This window comes from Steroidobacteraceae bacterium (assembly GCA_041395505.1).
Taxonomy (GTDB): domain Bacteria; phylum Pseudomonadota; class Gammaproteobacteria; order Steroidobacterales; family Steroidobacteraceae; genus JAWLAG01.
On sequence record JAWLAG010000002.1, the window covers coordinates 890,961 to 911,357 of the forward strand.

12 protein-coding genes are annotated in these 20,397 nt (G+C 60.2%); 5 read left to right on the forward strand and 7 right to left on the reverse strand.

What is annotated here, in order from left to right:
* Positions 1–4: 4 nt before the first annotated feature.
* From R3E77_16815 to R3E77_16845, 7 genes are all read right to left on the reverse strand, one after another.
* The gene (locus R3E77_16815) at positions 5–1,120 is read right to left on the reverse strand and encodes a P1 family peptidase (protein ID MEZ5501081.1); all 1,116 of its coding nucleotides are present in this window, start codon (positions 1,118–1,120) and stop codon (positions 5–7) included.
* Positions 1,117–2,274 (reverse strand): hypothetical protein, encoded by a 1,158-nt coding sequence (locus tag R3E77_16820; GenBank protein MEZ5501082.1) that lies wholly within the window; start codon positions 2,272–2,274, stop codon positions 1,117–1,119. Before R3E77_16820 ends, R3E77_16815 begins: the two co-directional genes overlap by 4 nt.
* Positions 2,252–3,985 (reverse strand): amidohydrolase, encoded by a 1,734-nt coding sequence (locus R3E77_16825; protein MEZ5501083.1) that lies wholly within the window; start codon positions 3,983–3,985, stop codon positions 2,252–2,254. The genes R3E77_16820 and R3E77_16825 overlap by 23 nt, the downstream gene beginning before the upstream one ends.
* A 91-nt stretch (positions 3,986–4,076) precedes the next feature.
* The gene (locus tag R3E77_16830) at positions 4,077–5,624 is read right to left on the reverse strand and encodes an amidase (protein ID MEZ5501084.1); all 1,548 of its coding nucleotides are present in this window, start codon (positions 5,622–5,624) and stop codon (positions 4,077–4,079) included.
* A complete protein-coding gene (locus R3E77_16835) occupies positions 5,621–6,886 on the reverse strand; it encodes an SLC13 family permease (protein MEZ5501085.1) in 1,266 nt (421 codons plus the stop codon). Before R3E77_16835 ends, R3E77_16830 begins: the two co-directional genes overlap by 4 nt.
* 18 nt (positions 6,887–6,904) lie before the next feature.
* Positions 6,905–8,635 carry an amidohydrolase gene (locus R3E77_16840; GenBank protein ID MEZ5501086.1) on the reverse strand — a complete coding sequence of 577 codons (1,731 nt, stop codon included), beginning with the start codon at positions 8,633–8,635 and terminating at the stop codon, positions 6,905–6,907.
* Positions 8,636–8,667: 32 nt separating this feature from the next.
* Positions 8,668–11,091 carry a TonB-dependent receptor gene (locus tag R3E77_16845; GenBank protein MEZ5501087.1) on the reverse strand — a complete coding sequence of 808 codons (2,424 nt, stop codon included), beginning with the start codon at positions 11,089–11,091 and terminating at the stop codon, positions 8,668–8,670.
* A 218-nt stretch (positions 11,092–11,309) separates the two neighbouring features.
* Here R3E77_16845 and R3E77_16850 point away from each other — a divergent pair, with 218 nt between their 5' ends.
* From R3E77_16850 to R3E77_16870, 5 genes are all read left to right on the forward strand, one after another.
* A complete protein-coding gene (locus R3E77_16850) occupies positions 11,310–12,554 on the forward strand; it encodes a serine hydrolase (GenBank protein MEZ5501088.1) in 1,245 nt (414 codons plus the stop codon).
* A 309-nt stretch (positions 12,555–12,863) separates the two neighbouring features.
* The gene (locus R3E77_16855; GenBank protein ID MEZ5501089.1) at positions 12,864–14,405 is read left to right on the forward strand and encodes an N-6 DNA methylase; all 1,542 of its coding nucleotides are present in this window, start codon (positions 12,864–12,866) and stop codon (positions 14,403–14,405) included.
* Positions 14,402–15,553, forward strand: a complete 1,152-nt coding sequence (locus tag R3E77_16860) for a restriction endonuclease subunit S (GenBank protein ID MEZ5501090.1) — start codon at positions 14,402–14,404, stop codon at positions 15,551–15,553. The genes R3E77_16855 and R3E77_16860 overlap by 4 nt, the downstream gene beginning before the upstream one ends.
* The gene (locus tag R3E77_16865; protein ID MEZ5501091.1) at positions 15,550–17,907 is read left to right on the forward strand and encodes a DEAD/DEAH box helicase family protein; all 2,358 of its coding nucleotides are present in this window, start codon (positions 15,550–15,552) and stop codon (positions 17,905–17,907) included. The genes R3E77_16860 and R3E77_16865 overlap by 4 nt, the downstream gene beginning before the upstream one ends.
* Positions 17,908–17,916: 9 nt before the next feature.
* Positions 17,917–20,220 carry an AAA family ATPase gene (locus tag R3E77_16870; protein MEZ5501092.1) on the forward strand — a complete coding sequence of 768 codons (2,304 nt, stop codon included), beginning with the start codon at positions 17,917–17,919 and terminating at the stop codon, positions 20,218–20,220.
* The last annotated feature ends 177 nt before the right edge of the window (positions 20,221–20,397 follow it).

A 20,397-nucleotide genomic window follows, 5' to 3' on the forward strand; every position in this document is an offset into this window, starting at 1 on the left:
TTGCCTAACGTAGCCGCCCGAAGCGGCGCAACACGTCGCGCAATGCTTCGTGATCGATGGCGCTGAGGACATGGCCAGGCGGCTTGAATGTCGGCACCGATTCGGCGGCCACCAGGGCGTTGACCACGGCTTCTTCGACGGCCTGGACGGCAGCCGCATGGAACGAGTCGCAGTGCGCATCATTCAGAAAGCCAACCGACCAGAGCAAGGGCTGCGCCTCGCCGATGGCGCCCTGGTAGACCGGATTCGCGGTCGAGAAGGCCAGCATCAGGTCGCCGGAAAAGTGCCCGCCGCTCGTTCCGGTGCGGCCGATGCCGAGCGCGCCGCGGCGCGCGAGACGCTGCAGTTGAACCGGTGACAACGGTGCATCGGTTGCAATGATCACGATGATCGAGCCGTGCTCGGTGCCGCCGAGTTCTGTCAGCAGCGCATTGTCTGCAAGATGCTGCCCGACCGGCACGCCGGCGATGGCCAGTTCATGCCGCACGCCGAAATTGGACTGGACCAGAGCGCCAACCATGTATTGGTTGCCAGCCAGGTCGACTCGACGCGAGCTCGTGCCTGTACCGCCCTTGAATTCATAGGTCTGCATGCCTGTACCGCCACCGACATTGCCCTCCGCGGGTGCATCGGTCGTTGCAGTTCGAATCGCCGCCAGTACGTGTTCAGCCGTTACATGCTGTCCGCAGATGTCATTCAATATGCCATCGTAGGTCTCGGCAACGACGGGCATGGCCCAGGCATGGTGGTTCTGGAAGTATTCGGCGTAGTGCTCGATCATCCAGGACGCCGCGGCATGATGCGCAATGCCGACCGCGTGTGTGTTGGTGAGAATGACGGGGCCGGAAAAATACCCGGCATCGTTCAACCAGTGAGTCCCCGTCATCTCGCCATTGCCATTCAGCGTGAACTGCCCGGCCCAGACCGGCGTGACCGGTTTGGAAAAACCGCGTGGCAAAATGGCGGTGACGCCCGTTTGAATCTGCTGTGGTTGCGCGGCAGCGGCCCTGCGGATCAGGGTTGTCATACCGACGGCAATACCGGGCACGTCGGTAATCGCGTTGCCGGGTCCGGGCAAGCCATCGAATGGAATTCCGAGGCCTCGCGCGCGTGGTCTCATTCGACAGGACTACCGGTACGTGCCCGCAGCGCGACTGCAAAGAGCCCCAGGCTGAGGATGGCCGCGACGCTGGTCAACCACGGCACCGCCTGCAATCCCAGCGCGTCGACGCCGGCCGCCGCAACCGCAGCGCCGATCGCGCCTCCGGCGCCATGGAAAGCGGGCGCAAAAGCAACGCTGCGGCCGCCGGGATCGATGCGATTGACGGCAGTGTATTGGTAGCTCAAGGAATAATTCCAGGCAAAGTTGTAGCAAGCGACACCGGCGCAGAATAGCCAAACGCCAGTCGGTTGGCGCAGCGCAAGCGCCGCGACGACCGTCAGTATCGCACCGATCAGCAACGGTGCGCGCAGACCATGTCGTTCGCCGAATTTCGCCGCGCAGGCTGCGCCGAGGATGCCCGCGGATACACCGATCGCAAGCACGGTACCCAGGGTCTGCGGCGCAATGCCCCAACTCGTACCGATCACCTCGACATAGGTCCAGTAGCAACCGACATTGAAAAAGAACAACAGACAACCTAGCAGGACAGCGCCGCGAGCCAGGAGCGATGACGACGTTGCCGAGAGCACCTCGGCGCTGGTCTCCGACCGGCGCGGCAAGTAGCGCACGGTCGCGATCGCAGCGAGGGCGAGCGCAGCGAACAGGCCCATCAGTCCCGGGCTACCCGCCGCTGCGATCACGGCGGGTCCAAGCCACAGTCCGACCACCTGAAAGCCAACCTGCGCGGCAACGGAAATACCAAACCATCGAGCCGGATCGCGGCGATCGGACAGCATAGTCAGCGCCAGCGAATACGCCGACCCGCCAAACAGGCCGGCCGCGGCCAGGGCCAGGAGGAATCCAGTGAATTGATGACTCACCGCAGCAAGGGCGCAGCTCGCGCTGAGGCCAGCAAGCAGTACGAGCGATGCGATTCTCCACTCGAAGCGTCGCACCCAGAACACCGCGAGCGCCGACGCCAGCGTCGAACCGAGCATCAACGATGCCGACATCACGCCGATCTGGCCTGCGGTGAGCCTGAGCGAACTGGTCGCGGCGGCCACAAGCATGGGCAGCAGCAGGAACCCCGCAACTGCGACGACGCTGACCACCACTGCCGCGATTGCCGCGGACGCGGATTGAGGCTCGTCAGTCGCCGTTCTCGCGTGCATAGGCGAGTCTACCTTGTAGCCAGGTTTCCATGACACGGGTGTCACCGATCGCGGACGGTGCCACAGCGAGCGGATCCTGGTCGACGACGATGAAATCGGCTGATTTGCCCGTGGCGATCGAGCCGGAATCGGCATCGCGGCGCAAGGCGCGCGCGCCGTCGATGGTATAGATGTGCAGCGCCTGCGCCGGCGTAATTGCCTGCTCGGGCCATAGTTGGCCAGAACGCGCGCCACTGGGATCGGCGCGCGTGACCATCGCTTCGATGCCACTCCAGGGATCCATGGATGGAACCACCGACGGCCAATCCGACCCCGCTGCAACAGGCGCGCCGCTCGCGAGCAGGTCCCGCATCGGCCAATAATGCCTGCCGCGCTCACCAACGGCATCGATCACCGCATCGATGATTGGCGACGGATACCAGATGACCGGCGAGAATTCCGCCACCGCATTCAGTTCGCGAAAACGCCCGATATCGGCAGGATCGACGAATCCGGCGTGTCCCAGCTCGTGACGGGCGCCGCCCGGCCCGTTGGCGCGCCGCGCAGCGGCGATGGCATCAAGTCCGGCACGCACCGATCCGTCGCCCGCGGCATGCATCTTGACGACGAAACCGCGTCGATCGAGATCCGTGATGGCCCGGGCGAGCTTCGCCGCCTCGACATGCACGGAACCCGCCGTGACGTGCCCCGCCTTGTCCGGGCGATAGGGCGCCAGCATGGCAGCCGTGCGCGCGGGTGTCGGCACACCGTCGAGGTAGAACTTGACGCAGCCGGTATCGAGCTGCGCCGAGCGGTTCTCATCGCGTATGCGTTCGAGGCGCGCAATATCGACCGCTGTCTGGAAGCTGGCCTGGTCTTCGAACGCGTTGATACAGGTCATGACATAGGTCTGCAGTTCTCCTCGTGCATCGGCGCGGTGATAGGCAGCGACTTCGTTCTCCGCCGTATCCGCTTCCTTGAGGCCGACGAGACCCAAAGACAATGCCGTGCGCTGCGCGATGCCGATGCTCTCGCGCCATTCGTCATCACTGGGCAGCGGCACGGCGGCCAGGAGCTTTTCCGCGCCAAGCTCGAACACGAGTCCGGTCAGTTGGCCGTCCGCCGCGCGTGCAAAGCTTCCGCCTTCGGGATCGGGTGTATTCGCTTCGATCTGCGCGGCCGCGAGGGCCGCGCTGTTCGCCCAGGCATTGTGGCCGGAGTCATCGCGCAGCACGATGGGCACGGTCGCACTCAGTTCATCTAGCCATTCGCGCGGTGAGTCGATCTGGTGCTCACTGAAGAAACTGCTTCCCCAGCGGCCGCCGATCACCCAGCGGCCGGATATCGTTCGTGCGACGCAACGCTTGACGGCAGCGGCGATCTCGGACGGCGTCGCCTGCGCGGAGAAATTGCAGAAATACCGGGCTTCCATTGCACCGCGTGCGGCATGGACATGCGCATCGAAAAGCCCCGGCAACACGGTTCGCCCCTGCAGGTCGATCTGCCGGGTCTTCGCGCCGCGGAAGCGGCGCATTTCCCGATTGCTGCCGACCGCGATCAGGCGTCCATGGGCAACCGCCATGCCCTGAGCCGCGGGACGGTCAGGGTCCATGGTGTGAATGTTGCCGTTGACAAAGACAAGCTCCGCGGCCGTCGGGCGGCCGTCACCCGCGTGCGCCTGCAATGTGAACGGGAGCAGACCCGCCAGAAGCAGCAACGTCGTTATTCGCATCAGCATCCCCTCCTTCGATTCGCCGCGCGCAGGCATCACCTTCGCTCGGACTCGCCACCGGTTGCGTATCGCGTCAATGCGGAATACTGCATCAGCTGCCCTTCGCGCCAAGTGCGGGTGGTGCGTGCCCAATGAGATGCTGCGCCGCCGCCTCATAAGCCGCACCCTGTCGCAAAAGCGCAAGCTCACGACGGCCCGCGGCCATGACCTGTATACCCATCGGCAGACCTGCAGTGTTGAAACCAGCCGGGAGATTGAGCACCGGGCATCCGGCCAGGGTGCCGCCGATGACGACCTCCATCCAACGATGATAAGTGTCCATGCGCCGGCCGGCGATTTCCTGCGGCCAGTGCTGTGTGACCGCGAAAGGAAACACCTGCGCACTCGGCAACACCAGAAAATCGTAGCGCTGAAACAACTTGTGCAGATGCTGATACCAACGGCTGCGCGTCGCCATGGCTTGCGCGATCGTCGCGGCTGTAAGCGAGAGCGACCCCTCCACTTCCCATACGGCTTCGGGTTTCAGGAGTAGCCGCTTCTGCGGGTCCTGGTAAAGCGCCAGCACGCGCGAGCCCATGGTCCAATGCCGCAGCTTGAGCCAGCACTGCCACAGATCCGCCATGTCGAAACCAATCGACAACGGCTCGACGACGCAGTCCAGATTGGCGAACACCTGCAGCGCTTTGTCGCACTGCTCCAGGACCCCCGCTTCCATGGCGAGGTATCCGTCGTAGTCGCCAAGCCAGCCAATCCGCAAGCCGCGCGGTTCGCTCGTGAGGGAACCGGCGAAGGGCGCCGGGTCTTCCCCGAGCGACCCCGGGTCCCGCGCATCGAATCCGGCGATGGTCGCCAGGAGCGATGCAAGCTCCGGAATCGTGCGCGCCATCGGACCGGAGCAGCCCAGCTGCTGCTGGAAATTGGCCGCATCCGCGGGTACGCGACCGAAAGTCGGCCGCAGTCCGATGACGTTGTTATACGCCGCCGGGTTGCGGAGCGAGCCCATCATGTCGCTGCCATCCGCAACCGGCACCATGCGTAGCGCCAGCGCCGCCGCCGCACCGCCGCTGCTGCCTCCGGCGGTGCGGGTCGGATCGTAAGCGCAGCGTGTGGCACCGAACACGGGATTGTACGACTGCGAACCCATGCCGAACTCCGGCACATTGGTCTTGCCGATGAAGATTGCGCCGCTCGATCGGATGCGCTCAACGAGAATCGAATCGGCGGCCGCGATGTTGTCGACAAAGAGCGGCGAACCGAAGGTTGTGGCCAGGCCGCGAACATTGGCAAGGTCCTTGACCGCATGCGGAAAGCCATGCATCCAGCCGCGCCATACTCCGGCGGCCAGCTCGCGATCGCGGATTGCGGCCTCGGCGAGCAATTCATCCTGCGACCGAAGGTTCACGATGGCGTTGAACTGTGGATTGAACGCCTCGATCTGCCGCAAGTAGGCAGTCATGACCTCGACGCAGGATATGTCTCGGGCGCGGATGGCACGCGACAAACCGAGTGCGTCGAGAGAAACGATGTCGTTCCCGGTACCGGTGACAGCCGTCCTCGATGTGCCAGCCCTTGCTGCAAATGCCGATTGCACCGGCAACAAACCTGTCGCCAACAACAAATCACGTCGGCTCAAATTCATGTCGCGAAGCTCCCGGCAAGCCAAGGTACGACCCAGAGACAAAAAAGCGCACTCACCAGCGTCATCGCGAATCCCCAGATCAGCAGACGATGGAAAAGCGCCCGCCCCGCATCGCCGTCGGTGAGGCTTGCGATACACAATGCTCCGAGCGTGGACAGCGGCGATACGTCGACCAGCGATGCACCGACATTGATACTGAGCGCAATCGCAAGCGGATCACCGCCACCCAGCTGGCGAACCAGCTCCGGGACGACAGGCAGAAAAGTCGGCAGCACGACACCCGAGGTGCTGCTGTAGGAGGAGATGACGCCCGTGACGAAGGCGATGATTGCGTTGATGGATCCGGGCGTTGCAACAGCCGCTATCAATTTCGCAAACAACTCCGTGCCGCCATTCGCTTCGGCGAGCGCGACAAGCGTCGCGACACCGCAGACCATCAGGATCACGCCCCATGGTACGTGCCTGATGGTCGCAGCCTCATCAGCGCATCGTGCCAGGATCAGAATTGCCGCTGCGGCGAATGCTGACAGACCGAGGTCGAAGCCCGCGATCAGAACGCCGGCTATCCACGCCATCAGCACGAGTAATGTCGCGATCTCGCGGCTCGACCAGGCCCCGGTTCGCGGCAGCGCTTGACCGGCCGCGCCCGTCGCGACGGGCGAGGCGCTGCGGAGCATGAACCAGGCATAGGCGGCCGCCGCCACCAGCACGTGTACGAGCAGGTTGGTCATCATGACGAGGGTTTCGTGCCCGACGATGCCCGCCTCGGCCATGCGTGAATTGGCAATGATGCCGACGACACTCACCGGGGAGAGATTGCCCGCATTGGCGCCATTCGCGACCATCAGCGCAGTGAGCATGGGCGGCAATCCATGTTGTCGGGCCATCGTCGCGGCGAGCGGCACGATGAGTGCGACGCTTGCGATCGCGCCGGCGCCGGATGCAGACACCAGCATGGCAATGGCGAAGAATACAAGCGGCAGTGCTCGCACGGAATTGCCGAGCGCGGCAACCGCAGCCGCCGCCAGTCGCGCGAGCACACCGGTCAGCGCGACTACCGCAAACAGCAAGCTCGTTCCCGTCAGCGTAATGAAAAGTCCCAGCGGGAATCCGGCGATGACTGCCTTGGGCGCATCCTGCGCCACGTACACGCCAATCAGCCAGGCCGCAGCAAGCGCGATGATCCCGATGTTGGTGCGCGAGACGACCGACAGGGCAAGCGCCGCAACCAAGGCCAGCACGGTGACGAGCGCAACACTCACGAGGTGTAGCGCCGCTGCTTACATGCCGGTTGCGTCAAATACCAGCCGGCCTTCGAAATAGGTACGTAGCGGCTTCGTGTCACCGACCTGCTCAATCGGTACCTTGAAGAGATTCTGGTCGAGAACGATGATATCGGCCGACTTGCCGACGGCGATGCTGCCGGTTTCAGTCTCCAGTCGCAAAGCGCGGGCACCGTTCAGGGTATAGATGCGAATCGCGTCCTCGAGCGATACCGCCTGCTCGGGCCACAGCGTACGCTCGGAACTGCCGCGCGGATCGCGCCGCGTGACCAGCGCCTCGATGCCGACCCATGGATTCTCATCCGGCACGGCGGCAGGCCAATCGGAACCTGCAGCCACGGATGCGCCGGCAGCAAGGAGGCTTCGTGTCGGCCAGTAATGCTGGCCGCGCTCCCCTACCGCGGAGATCACCGCATCGATGATCGGCGAGGGATACCAGATGATCGGTGAATAGTCGGCGACGACGTCCAGTTCGGCAAAGCGCGCGATGTCTGTATCGTCGATATACCCTGCGTGGGCGAGCTCATGATGCAGGCCGCTCGGGCCGTTCGCCTTGCGCGCCGCCGCGACGGCATCGAGCCCGACGCGAATCGAGCGGTCACCCGCAGCGTGCATCTTGATGGTAAAACCGCGCTTGTCGAGCTCCGTGACATCGCGGGCGAGCAAGGCAGGGTCGACATGCAGCTCGCCTGTGAACTTGTCGCCATGGGCTTCGTCCGGCAGATACGGCGCCAACATGGCGGCCGTTCTTGCCGGTGTCGGCACGCCATCAAGGAAAATCTTGACGAAGTCCGTGTGCACGTGCTTGGTGCGATACGATTGCCGTTGCTTCTCGATATCCGCATAGTCGAGCGGCTCCGTACGCGATCCATAGGGCGTGCGCGCGCATACCGCGACGTTGAGGGTCAGTTCACCTGCCTTGTCGAGCGAACTGAAAGCCGCCGCCGAAGTGTCGAAAGGTGCGCCCGCATCCTTGATGGCCGTGATTCCATAGGCGTTGGCCAGGCGGCTGGATTCCTTGGCCGCCGCGAGTACCTGCTCATCGCTCCAGGGCGGTACGACTTTGTCGTATACCCGCGCCGCGGTTTCCAGCAACACGCCGTTGGCCGCGCCGTCCCGCTCGCGAACGATCTTGCCGCCTTCGGGGTCCGGTTTGGGTTGGTCAAGCCCTGCGGCCGAGAGCGCTTTGCTGTTGACCCAGGCGTTGTGACCCGAATCGTCGTACAGGTAAACGGGATGGTCGCCCGAAATTTCGTCAAGGAATCTACGCGGTGATGGAATCGCGTATTGCTCGAAGAAGCTGCTGCCCCACTGCCCGCCTCGAATCCATTGACCCGGCGACGCCTTGGCCACACAGCCGCGCAACGTGGCCTTGATTTCGTCCGGGCCTGCGGAGAACGGGAAGCTGCATTCGTAGAGCGACTTGAGACCACCCATGATGGGATGCACGTGCATGTCGACGATGCCCGGCATGACGAAACCACCGCCGAGGTCCACCACCTCGGTGTGCTCGCCGGCGTACTGGCGCGCCGTTTTGCTGTCGCCCACGAAGACGATCCTGCCATCATCCACGGCGATGGCTTCCGCCCAGGGATGCTGCGGATCGACCGTGTAGATCGCACCGTTGATGAGCAGGAGATCGGCCGGCTGCATCGCAGCCGGTTTCGAGTCCCTCGCGCAGCCCACCACGACCAGCAGGGCCGCGGATGCGCACAGCCATGTCTTCATGGGCAACATGGTCCCGCCCGCTCGACCAGCGGTCAATTGCCGAAGCGGTAATCGACCGAAATGCCGTAGGTGCGCGGCATGCCAACGCTTCGAATCAACGGTCCGTTGCCGCCCACATACGCCGCCGGATAGTAATACTCGTCCGTCAGGTTGCGGCCCCACACCATCGCGCGCCACCGGCCGTCCGCCGACCCGAATCCAAGTCGGGCGTTGACCAGCGTATAGCTGTCGGTCGCATCCGTCGTCTGCACACCGCCTGTCGTCTTGTCCTTGTAGGCGGCATCGAAGCTCAGATCGACAACGCGCTCACCAGCGACATGCCATTGGTAGCCAAGCATGGCGTTCAACTGCACTTTCGGAGATTGGGCGAGTTCGACACCCGATGCGTCGGTACGCACGACAGTTGGCCAGCTACTGAGTGTCCGATCGACCGCCATCCATTCGGTGATTTCCGTATCCAGGAAGGCCGCTCCGAAACTCAAGTGCAGGGCGTCGGTCGGCGCCCAGTCGAGATTGATCTCGGCGCCCTGGATACGCGACTTCGGCACATTGGCCAAACCGGCGATGTTGCCCACGAAAGTGACAGCGCTATCCTGCTCCTGCTTGTCCTTGTAATCGTAATAGAACGCAGCAACGTTCAATTGCGCGCGCCCCTCCGCCAGTGTCGCCTTGGTGCCAACCTCAAACGAGGTCAACACCTCTTCCTTGTAGGGTTTCAGCTGCAGCGTCGTATTCGAGTTGGCGCCGTTGAAACCACCGGACTTGAATCCGTTGGAGATCGTGCCGTAGATGAGCACGTCATCGTTGACAGCAAAATCAAGTCCAAGCTTGCCCATCCAGCGCTTGGTGTCGATCTTGTCGGTGTAGACATGGAAGGCATCGTTGACGTTGGGTCCGCCGATGAGGGCGAAGATGTAAGTGGGCGAGTTTGGATCGTCGTCGATCGTGCCACAGTCACCGGGCGCCAGCGTCGAACCGAACTGGGCATTGAGGAATGCCCCGAGTGTGCCGTCTTCGGCCGAAAATGTGCAGCCCGACCAGTCACGTTTTTCCTGGGTGTAGCGCGCGCCGATGGTTGCGCGCCAGCGATCGGCGAATTTCCACTCGACGTGCCCGAACACCGCCGCCGAATCCGTCTTCTGCCGATACTTGGTGTCGAGCTCGAGAATGGGCGTCGGTGCAAAGAGGCCGACCCCCCAGGGGATGGAACCCTCACCGAATACCGAGTCGGACATGAAGTAGTGGTAGTACTCGTCCATGTCGTCGGTCGAGTAATACACGCCGGCGATCCACAGCAGCTGCTCGGATTCGCGGGTCACGCGCAATTCCTCCGAGAACATCGACAGATCGGTCGTGTTGATGTTGCTTGAATCATTGCAGAAGCAACCGTCCCAATCATTCGACTCGACGCGATCGAACTGATCGAAGCTCGTGATCGAGGTCAGTTTGTAGCCGTTGATGTCCCAGTTGAGCGTGGCCGCGACACTCTTGAGCTGATTGTCGCGCTGCGGTCGCAGGTTGAAGGTGCGACCGGTGATCGGACTGGTATAGCTGTTCGTCCAATCCGCCGCCCGATTGTTGTCGGTTGAATACCAGGGCGGTACCTGACCGAAATTCGCGCCGGTCGGGAGCAGGTATTGATCGAGCGGCGTGTAGGGAAGGTTGAACTCGCCGAGACCTGCAAGCTGGCCATTGTAAGCGGTGTTCGCCAGGTTCTCGGACTGGTCATCGACGTATTGCGCCTTCAGCAGGAGGGTCGCAGCGTCACTTAGATCGAATTCCACCATGGCGCGCAGCGCCTTGGTATCGAGTTTGCCCAGTTTGTCGTTGCGCGTCAGGCTTTTCTGCCAGCCGTCGCTCGACTGGTCGGTGCGCACGGCGAGTCGACCACGGGCGCGCTCGCCCATGGGACCCGAGATGAATCCTTCGAGATTATAGGTGCTGAAGCTGCCCAGTCCGGCGGTGACGCCGGCCTGAAAGGTCTTCGTTGGCATCTTGCTGATGAAGTTGATTTGCCCGGCGGTCGTATTGCGGCCGTAGAGATCGCCCTGCGGTCCTTTCAATACTTCGACGCGTTCAATGTCAAAGGCAACACCGCGGCTCGCCACCGTATAGGGCATGGCGACCTGGTCGAAGTACAGGCCGACAGTCGATGAGGCAGCTGTCGAATAGTCCTGGAAGCCGACACCACGGATGGTGTAGACCGGCACGCCGGTGGCTGCGGTTGCGTTCACCGTCAGGCCGGGCGTGAACTGGGCGATGTCCTCGGCGGCGCGCAGGCCGGCATCCTTCAGCTGATCGCCCGTAAATGCATTGACCGTGATGCCCACGTCGTTGATCGACTGCTCGCGCTTTTGCGCGGTGATCACGACCTCCTGGATTCCCTGCGCCTGCAGTATCGGGCTGATCATCAGACCGCAAACGACGGCAACCAGCCATTTTGACCCATGGACCATGCGCACCCCTCCCCTATATATATGTGTCGCGAACCGCCTCGGCTGTCGGCGCCGCAAGCTGCATGTATCATCGCCAATCGCGCGGAAATCGTGCTTGGTGTATTGCGCAAACCGCTAGTACGAGCGCGCAGCCGCCAGCCAGCCCGGTTTCAGGACCGTAATCCGATGCGGCAAAACAACAAAATGCTTGCCCGCGGGCAGTCCGTATACTTGCGAGCATGAGCGGCGCTTCCCGGCCTATGTTGACGTTTGCTGTTGCCATGTTCATTGCAGCAAAACCGATTGTCGCCTCGCAACCTTCTGCGCTGGATGATCCTGTTTATCGCGCCCGATTCGAGCGCCTGCGTGGAGCGCGCACCGCGGCTTACTATGCTCCGGTCGAAGCCATACCGGGCGCAAGGCGCTTCCGCCCATTACCGATTGCGCGTCCGGCCGATCGATCGATCGACGCTGCCGCCTTGGACGCGGCGCGAGCCTATGCGCGCGAGAACAATTCGACCGCCTTCCTGGTCTGGCGCGCAGGGACGATTCAAACGGCAGAGTATTTCGGGGGCACTCGCGCAAGCGATGCCCTGGTGTCGCTATCGCTGGCCAAGCCGCTGGCGGTACTGGCGGTCGGGCGAGCGATGGCTCTTGGGCACATCAAGTCGCTGGATCAATCCATGACCGATTTCATCCCCGAGTGGCAAGGCACGCCGAAGGCCACGATGACCTTGCGCATGGTCCTGGAGATGCGTTCCGGCTTGAAAAAGCAGGAGTACGCGGGCGCCGAAGTTGCCGACCCAGAAAACATCCTGAACCGCGCCTACCTGGGCACGCACATCGAAGACACGTTGATCGCCGATTACCCGCTGACCGACCCACCGGGATCGACCTACGCCTACTCGCAGGCGAACGGCGACCTCGTGGCAATCGTGGTCGAACGGGCGACGGGGCGTCGTTACGCGGAATTCCTGTCCCGGGAACTCATCCAGCCGACCGGCGGTCGCGGCGGCACGGTGTGGGTCGATCGCGAAGGCGGCCTCGCCCACTCGGGCTGCTGCACGATGCTACCTGCCGAAACCTGGCTGCGCATGGGGATCCTGTTGCTGAACGACGGCCTTTGGAACACCAAGCGTTTGTTGCCAGAGGGGTTCGTCGCCGAAATCCGTCGCGGTTCGATGCAAAATCCATACTACGGCGCCGGCATCTACCCCGCGGGCGTCTATACGCCGCGACGACCGCCGCACAATCCCTTGCAGGGCGAACCGTTCGAAGCCGAAGATCTCTACATGCTCGACGGCAATGCGAACCAGGTTCTCTACGTGATCCCGTCGGCCAAACTCGTGATCCTGCGCATGGGCACGAGGCCGCCCTCATCGCCCGAATGGGACAATGCGGTACTGCCGAACCTTCTGCTGCGTGGCCTCACGTCGATGCCGGGAGAAATTCATCCACGGCCGCAGGCGACGGCGGCGCCCTAGAAATATGCGGCAAGATCGAACTGGTGGAAAGGGAGGGACTCGAACCCTCGACCCCGGCATTATGAGTCCGGGGGTCTAATTAGAGGAGACGGCAATTCAATAACTTGCCGTGGGCGTCCGTTGCAGGTTTGCACGACAGAGCACAGTTACGCGGGACCAGGTCCCGCAAAAGTCCCTCAAAGCGCTTTCCGCGCTCTCAAACACGAGCGACAGCGGGCATTGAACGATCAAACAGGCCCTTTTTCTTGTCAATTCAAGGCCTTGTTGTATAAATAGAACGAACGCGACCGATTGGTCCACTAGAGCTACATGCCCAAAGCCAAGAAGAAGACCCCCAAGCCCCGAGGACGGCGCCCCGCCGCCACCCAGCCCACAGCAAGGACCGCTACCCCGCCCATGTTCGAGCAGGTTTTTCGCAGCGTCGACGATGCGCTCCGGAAGGAAGCTGGCTGCACTACCGAGCTCGACTACACCGAGCAAACCTCCTGGCTGCTGTTCCTCAAGTACCTGGATGCGCTGGAGGAGGACAAGGCTGCGGAGGCAGCACTTCAGAGCAAGAAATACACATACATCCTGGACCCCAACTTCCGCTGGGCGAGCTGGGCGGCGCCAAAGGGGAAGGACGGGAAGATCAACCACAACGTCGCACTGACTGGCGACGACCTCCGGGACTTTGTCGACAAGAAGCTCTTTCCGTACCTGCAGGGCTTCAAGCAGAAGGCGATTGGACCGAACACGATCGAATACAAGATCGGCGAAGTCTTCGGCGAGATCAAGAACAAGATCACCAGCGGATACAACCTCCGCGAGATCATTGACCAGATCGATGAACTCCATTTCCGCTCGCAGAAGGAGAAGCACGAGCTCTCCCATCTCTACGAGGCGAAGATTCGGAACATGGGGAACGCCGGGCGAAATGGCGGGGAGTACTACACCCCTCGCCCGCTCATTCGCGCCATGGTCAGGGTCACCGCTCCCAAGATCGGCGAGCGCATCTACGACGGCGCAGTCGGATCCGCGGGCTTCCTGTGTGAGGCCTTCGAGTACCTCAAGGCGAAGCCTGGTCTACGGACGAAGGACCTGGAAACGCTCCAGACCAAGACCTTCTATGGAAAGGAGAAGAAGCCCCTCGCGTACGTGATCGCGATCATGAACATGATCCTGCACGGCATCGAGGCACCGAACATCATCCACACCAATACGTTGACGGAGAACTTGGCGGATGTGCAGGAGAAGGATCGTTACGACGTGATTCTTGCCAATCCGCCGTTCGGCGGAAAGGAGCGTACGGAAGTTCAACAAAACTTCCCGATAAGAACTGCCGCCACAGAACTCCTCTTCCTTCAGCATTTCATTCGGCTACTGAAAGCAGGAGGTCGCGCTGCGATCGTCATCAAAAACACATTTCTCTCTAACACCGACAACGCGTCAATCAGTCTTCGCAAACTCATGCTGGAGAGCTGCAATCTCCACACAGTTCTAGATTGCCCTGGTGGCACGTTCCAGGGTGCTGGAGTAAAGACCGTCGTACTGTTCTTCGAGAAGGGCGCTCCCACACGTGAGACCTGGTACTACCAACTTGACCCAGGTCGAAATTTTGGAAAGACCAATCCGCTGAACGATGGCGACCTGGCAGAGTTTGTGACCCTTCAGAAGACTTTCGCTGATTCGCAGAAGAGTTGGAGTGTCGCCTCGAAGACGCTTGATACTGATACGTTCGATCTTTCCGTAAAGAATCCTAACGGCGGCGAGACAGCCTCCCATCGCAGTCCAGCTGACATTCTTGGCGAGATCACCGCGCTAGATGCGGAAAGCGCAGCCGTGTTGGAACGCATCAAGATCAGTCTATGAACACATCGTGGAACATCACTCCTATGGGCACACTATGCTCAATCTCCAGCGGTGAGTCCGACACGAAGGACGCTATCCCTGACGGCCCCTTCGCATTTTTCGACCGCTCGAAGACCGTCAAGCGAAGTGGACGTTTTCTCTATGACTGCGAAGCTCTAATCATCCCAGGAGAAGGAAAGGAGTTCTTACCGAGACACTTTAGGGGGAAGTTTGATCTACACCAACGCGCCTATGCACTCTTTGATTTCTCTCCTGATATCGACGTGCGATTTCTCTTCTATTTTCTACACTACCGCGCAGACTATTTCCCTAGCGTGGCTGTGGGCGCCACCGTAAAGTCGCTGCGCCGGCGTCATTTCGAACAATTGCCGATAGCGTTTCCTTCAATCACTGAGCAGAAGCGGATTGCTCGCATGCTCGATAACGCATTTGACGGCATTGCTACCGCCAAGGCCAATTCCGAGAGGAACCTTAAGAACGCCAACGCTCTGTTCGATAGCCATCTGCAATCCGTTTTCACTTCCCGTGGTAGCGATTGGAAACGAGAGCCCCTTGCGACGTTATGCGAGGCCCCGCGGGTTATCACGTACGGGGTTATCAAACTCGGCGAAGAAACACCGGGCGGCGTGCCATGCCTTCGCACTAGCAATGTGCGGTGGCTGCACATCGACACAAATGGCGTAAAACACATCACGAGCGACCTATCGAAGGAATACTCCCGGACGATCCTCAAAGGAGGTGAAGTATTGGTGAATGTTCGCGGTACGCTCGGAGGTGTCGCGGTTGCTGGACCAGAAATGGTCGGATGGAATGTGTCGCGTGAAGTGGCAGTCGTTCCGATCGACTCGGAGCGGATAGACCCTAGGTTTGTTAGCTACTTGATCGGTTCTCGGGAAACGCAAGAGTGGCTCGGTGGTGTCAAGAAGGGTGCTGCATATGTAGGCATCAACATCGAAGATCTACGTCTCCTACCGGTGGGAGTACCTGGCCTTGCGGAGCAGCGTGAAATTGTAACCACACTCGAATCATTTCAAAGCACGACCACCATTCTCGAAGGCATTTACGAACGCAAACTCGACGCCCTCGAAGCGTTGAAGAAGTCTCTGCTCCACGAGGCGTTTACGGGCCAACTCACCAAAGCGGCATGAACGAAGCAGAGACCAGAGCGGAGCACATTGACCCAGCGCTGAAGGCGGCAGGCTGGGGTGTTGTCGAGGGAAGCCGCATCCGCCGCGAGTTTCCGATCACGCTTGGTCGAATAGAAGGCCGCGGGCGGCGTGGAAAGCCACTCACTGCTGATTACGTCTTGGAGTACCGCAACACGAAGCTGGCGGTCGTTGAGGCGAAGGCTTGGGATGAGGAAGTATCAGAAGGAATTGGACAGGCCAAGAACTACGCTGCCAAGCTCTCCATCCGGTACACCTACTCGTCAAATGGCCGTGGCATCTACGCCGTGGACATGGCGACAGGGAAGGAGGGGGACGCGGATCGATACCCGACTCCCGACGAGCTTTGGGATCGGACGTTCTCCAACCGAAGCTCCTGGCGCGAGCGCTTCGCGGCCGTTCCTTTCCCGGACAAGAGCGGAACATGGCAGATTCGGTTCTACCAGGAAACGGCGGTTACCCGAGTCTTGGAGGCAATCATCGCCGGCAAGGACCGCATCCTGCTGACGCTTGCCACGGGCACGGGCAAGACCTCCATCGCCTTTCAGATTGCCTGGAAGCTCTTCTCCGCGCGCTGGAACCTCACAGACTGCGAGGTCGACGGGGAGCCAACGCGACGCCCGAGAATCCTGTTCCTGGCCGACCGCAATACTCTGGCCGATCAGGCATATAACGATTTCACGGCATTCGCCGCCTTCAGCGACGACGCGCTAGTCCGAATCGAGCCCGACTCCATCCGAAAGAAGGGGCGGGTTCCCACGAATGGGAGCGTGTTCTTCACCATCTTCCAGACGTTCATGAGCGGACCACCAAAGGACGGGAAGCCATCGCCCTACTTCGGCGATTACCCGCCAGACTTCTTCGACTTCATCGTCATCGATGAGTGCCACCGCGGAGGCGCCAGCGACGAGAGTACGTGGCGCGACATTCTCGAATACTTTTCTCCTGCGGTTCAGCTTGGGCTCACTGCGACACCCAAGCGCCGGGACAACGTGGATACGTACAAGTACTTCGGCGACCCAGTGTTGGTGTACTCCCTCAAGGAGGGCATCAACGACGGTTTCCTCACACCTTTCAAGGTGAAGCAGATTTCGACAACTCTCGACGAGTACGTCTACACACCGGATGACCAAGTGGTCGAGGGAGAAGTTGAGCAAGGAAAGCGATACACAGAAGCCGACTTCAACAAGATCATCGAGATCAAGGAGCGCGAAGCCCAGCGCGTGAAGATCTTCATGGATCAGATCAACCAGAACGAGAAGACGCTGGTCTTCTGCGCCACCCAGACGCATGCCCTAGCCGTCCGAGATCTGATCAACCAGATGAAGAAGAGCAAAGACCCCAACTACTGCCACCGGGTCACAGCTGACGACGGCGCGCTAGGTGATCAGCATCTCCGCGACTTCCAGGACAACGAGAAGACCATCCCAACGATTCTGACGACCTCCCAGAAGCTCTCGACCGGCGTCGACGCCAGGAACATACGCAATATCGTCCTCATGCGACCGGTCAACTCGATAATCGAATTCAAGCAGATCATTGGGCGTGGAACTCGCCTCTATGACGGCAAGGACTACTTCACGATCTATGACTTCGTGAAGGCGCACCAGCACTTCAGCGATCCCGAGTGGGATGGCGAACCCATCGCACCCGAGGAGCCCGGCAACCCGCCACCACCTCCTGGCACAGATGGTCCCGAGGGGGAACCGCCTATGCCCGAGCCGACGCCGCGACCACGCAAAGCGAAGATTCGCCTCGCGGACGGCAAGGCCAGGAACATCCAGCACATGATGGTCACATCATTCTGGCACCCAGACGGGACACCCATGTCGGCCCAGCAGTTCTTGGAGATGCTATTCGGAAAACTCCCGGAGTTCTTTAAGGATGAGGCCGAGCTCCGCACCCTCTGGAGCGATCCTGATACCCGCGCGAAACTTCTGCAGGGTCTCGCGGACAAGGGCTTCGGCAGGGAACAGCTGGTCGAGATGCAGAAAATCATCGACGCCGAGAACAGCGACCTGTTCGATGTTCTTGCTCACGTCGCCTTTGCTGTCCCCACAGAGAGCAGGTCAGAACGAGCCGCCAAGGCCCGGCCTTACATCGCCGGCAGCTTCAACTACAAACAACAGATCTTTCTTGAGTTTGTCCTGTCCCACTACGTATCCGACGGGGTCGAAGAACTCGACCGTGCCAAACTGACGCCCCTGCTTCGCCTCAAATACCGCGACTCTATCGCCGACGCGATGGCAGATCTTGGAAAGCCAGAAGATATTTCCAGAGTTTTCACGGGCTTTCAGAGGTTTCTCTACAGCACTCCGGCACAGATATCGAAATAGCCGGTCGCCATGCAGATCAAGAGCATCAGCCGCATACGACAGCACAGGATATTCCAGGATTTTACCTGGCCCGTGTCGTTACCTCTGTTTGCGCGGCTCAATCTGATCTATGGTTGGAACGGCTCTGGGAAGTCGACTCTCTCCAACCTCTTCCGCTGTCTCGAACAGCGCTCTCCCATCGCGGATGGGGACGTTACATTCAACATTGACGGGACGTCTCTGCGCGGCGTTGACGTAGGCCCGGCAGCTGCGATCCCAAAGGTCCGGGTATTCAATAGAGCGTTTGTAGAAGACAATGTCTTTTCTGCAGGAGGGGTTCGCCCAATCTTCTACATAGGCAAAGAAAGCAAGGAGAAGCAGCAGGAGGTCTTGACTCTCAACGCACGACTCGCTGGTCCCGGTGGACTAGTTGAAACATCCAGAAAGGCTTCCGATGCGACTCGGTCTGCTGATCGTGACCTCGACTCGTTTTGTCAGACTCAGGCACAGAAGATCAAGGAAACACTTCGTTCGCCCGGGTCTGACAATCTGTACAACAACTTCAACAAGGCGAACTACCGCACAGAAGCGGAGGCGATGACCCTTTTAGATGCGGCTTCCGTCGCGTCGCACTGTCTTTCCGAGAAGCAGAAGAACGCGCACACAGCAAAGATAAAGGCCACCCGACGAGAGCCTATCGTTTGGACACCGCCTACTCTGCAGGACCCAGAGAAGGACAAATCATCGGTCGAAGCCCTACTTGCCAGAAAGGTCACGTCCGCAGCCATTCCAGCCATAGCTGCAGACCCACAACTGGAGACATGGGTACGAGAAGGACTGCCACTCCACAACGTCCCAAGGACTTCCGGTACAACTCCCAGCGATGCTTGCCGGTTTTGTGGTGAGCCGCTCACTTCCAAGCGGGTTGCTGAACTCGAAGGCCATTTCAATCAAGAGTACGAACGACTCGCTAGCGATATAGAGAATGCAGTCAACTCCATCCGCGACGCCAAGAAGCAGCTGGAGGCCGTCTCCATCCCAGTACCGTCTGAGATCGGCGAGCACCTACAAGCAGACTTCAAAGCACACCGGACCGCAACTCTAAAGGAACTCCAGGCTGCCATTGCGCTCTTGGATGCCCTCCTCAAGGCACTGGCCGCAAAGAACAAGAAGCCGTTTGTCGCGCTGACTCTATCTAGCTACACGGAGCATCTGGAACCCCACCATTTCTCGAAGATCGCTGAACTGATAGGGGCCATCACGGCAGCAGTTGAGACTAACAACAACGAGTGCGCGGCTTTCGACGCCATCGTCAAGGAATCGCGAGAGGCTCTGGCACAAAGTGCGATCGCAGAGTCGCTTCAGGATTTTAGTGCCAAGACCAAGACTCTCGCTGAAGCCAGCGCCACTGAAACGAGCACGAACGATCAGATAGCCGAGACTAGAGCACGAATTGCAGAATTGGAACGAGTCATTGTCGAACATCATCAGGCCGCTGAGGAACTGAACGATGAGCTGTCGAGGTACCTCGGGCGCAAAGAACTAACGTTTTCTGTTCAGGGAACTGGCTATGCAATTACGCGAGGAGGCGTGACTGCTGCGAATCTGAGTGAAGGCGAGAAGACCGCCATCGCTTTCCTTTACTTCCTGAAGAGCCTGGGAGATAGGTCCTTCGACCTAACGAATGACGTTGTGGTAATCGACGACCCAGTTTCGAGCCTTGATGCCAACTCGCTGTTCTGCGCGTTCGGCTATCTAAAGGAGCGAACGAAAGACGCCGGGCAATTGTTCATCCTTACGCACAGCTTTCCTCTCTTCTGCCAAATTCGGAATTGGTTTGGTCACGAAAATGGCGGCAGAAAGAAGAAGGTGCCACCGGTGGCCCACTTCTACATGTTGGATTGTGAGCATACGGCAACTGGTAGAAACAGCCGCATCGCTCCACTTGATGACTTACTGGAACAGTTCGATTCTGAGTATCACTACCTATTCAAGAAGGTGCAGGACGGGTCGGCATTAGCCGCTGGTGCGCCGTTGGAGACCTACTATAGTCTCCCAAATATTGCCCGTCGCCTCTTGGAGTCGTTCCTCTCATTCCGCTTTCCAGCAGAAACCGGTGGCCTGTATCAGCGCATGAGCAGGCTCACATGTGAGCCTGCTGTACGATCTCGGGTGCTGCGTTTTGTCCACACGTATTCCCACGAAGGTGTCGTTGGTGAAGAACACGACCCCACACTTCTCGCCGAAACGCCTGGGGTCTTGAGGGATGTTCTTTCCCTAATAGAAGAGGAAGACCCAACGCACTTCAAGGGGATGGTGGACGCAGTAGCATAGCGCTTCGTGCTCCCAGCTCACCTTCTTATGGCTGGACCAAAGAAGGTGAATACAACCACCGAGCGATTGCATCGGGAACTCTCTATCCTTAGTGCCGCAAGAATATCAAGGTACGTCGGCCACGAAGTATCGGCGCGCTCTTTGGAAACACCGGAGACAATGGCCGCCCCAGTGGGT

Excerpts from the sequence above, each read along its gene's own strand:
- R3E77_16830 (MEZ5501084.1), bottom strand. The coding sequence starts at position 5,624 with ATGAATTTGAGCCGACGTGATTTGTTGTTGGCGACAGGTTTGTTGCCG.
- R3E77_16815 (MEZ5501081.1), bottom strand. The coding sequence starts at position 1,120 with ATGAGACCACGCGCGCGAGGCCTCGGAATTCCATTCGATGGCTTGCCC.
- R3E77_16840 (MEZ5501086.1), bottom strand. The coding sequence starts at position 8,635 with ATGAAGACATGGCTGTGCGCATCCGCGGCCCTGCTGGTCGTGGTGGGC.
- R3E77_16865 (MEZ5501091.1), top strand. The coding sequence starts at position 15,550 with ATGAACGAAGCAGAGACCAGAGCGGAGCACATTGACCCAGCGCTGAAG.
- R3E77_16855 (MEZ5501089.1), top strand. The coding sequence starts at position 12,864 with ATGCCCAAAGCCAAGAAGAAGACCCCCAAGCCCCGAGGACGGCGCCCC.
- R3E77_16825 (MEZ5501083.1), bottom strand. The coding sequence starts at position 3,985 with ATGCGAATAACGACGTTGCTGCTTCTGGCGGGTCTGCTCCCGTTCACA.
- R3E77_16845 (MEZ5501087.1), bottom strand. The coding sequence starts at position 11,091 with ATGGTCCATGGGTCAAAATGGCTGGTTGCCGTCGTTTGCGGTCTGATG.
- R3E77_16870 (MEZ5501092.1), top strand. The coding sequence starts at position 17,917 with ATGCAGATCAAGAGCATCAGCCGCATACGACAGCACAGGATATTCCAG.
- R3E77_16860 (MEZ5501090.1), top strand. The coding sequence starts at position 14,402 with ATGAACACATCGTGGAACATCACTCCTATGGGCACACTATGCTCAATC.
- R3E77_16820 (MEZ5501082.1), bottom strand. The coding sequence starts at position 2,274 with ATGCACGCGAGAACGGCGACTGACGAGCCTCAATCCGCGTCCGCGGCA.
- R3E77_16850 (MEZ5501088.1), top strand. The coding sequence starts at position 11,310 with ATGAGCGGCGCTTCCCGGCCTATGTTGACGTTTGCTGTTGCCATGTTC.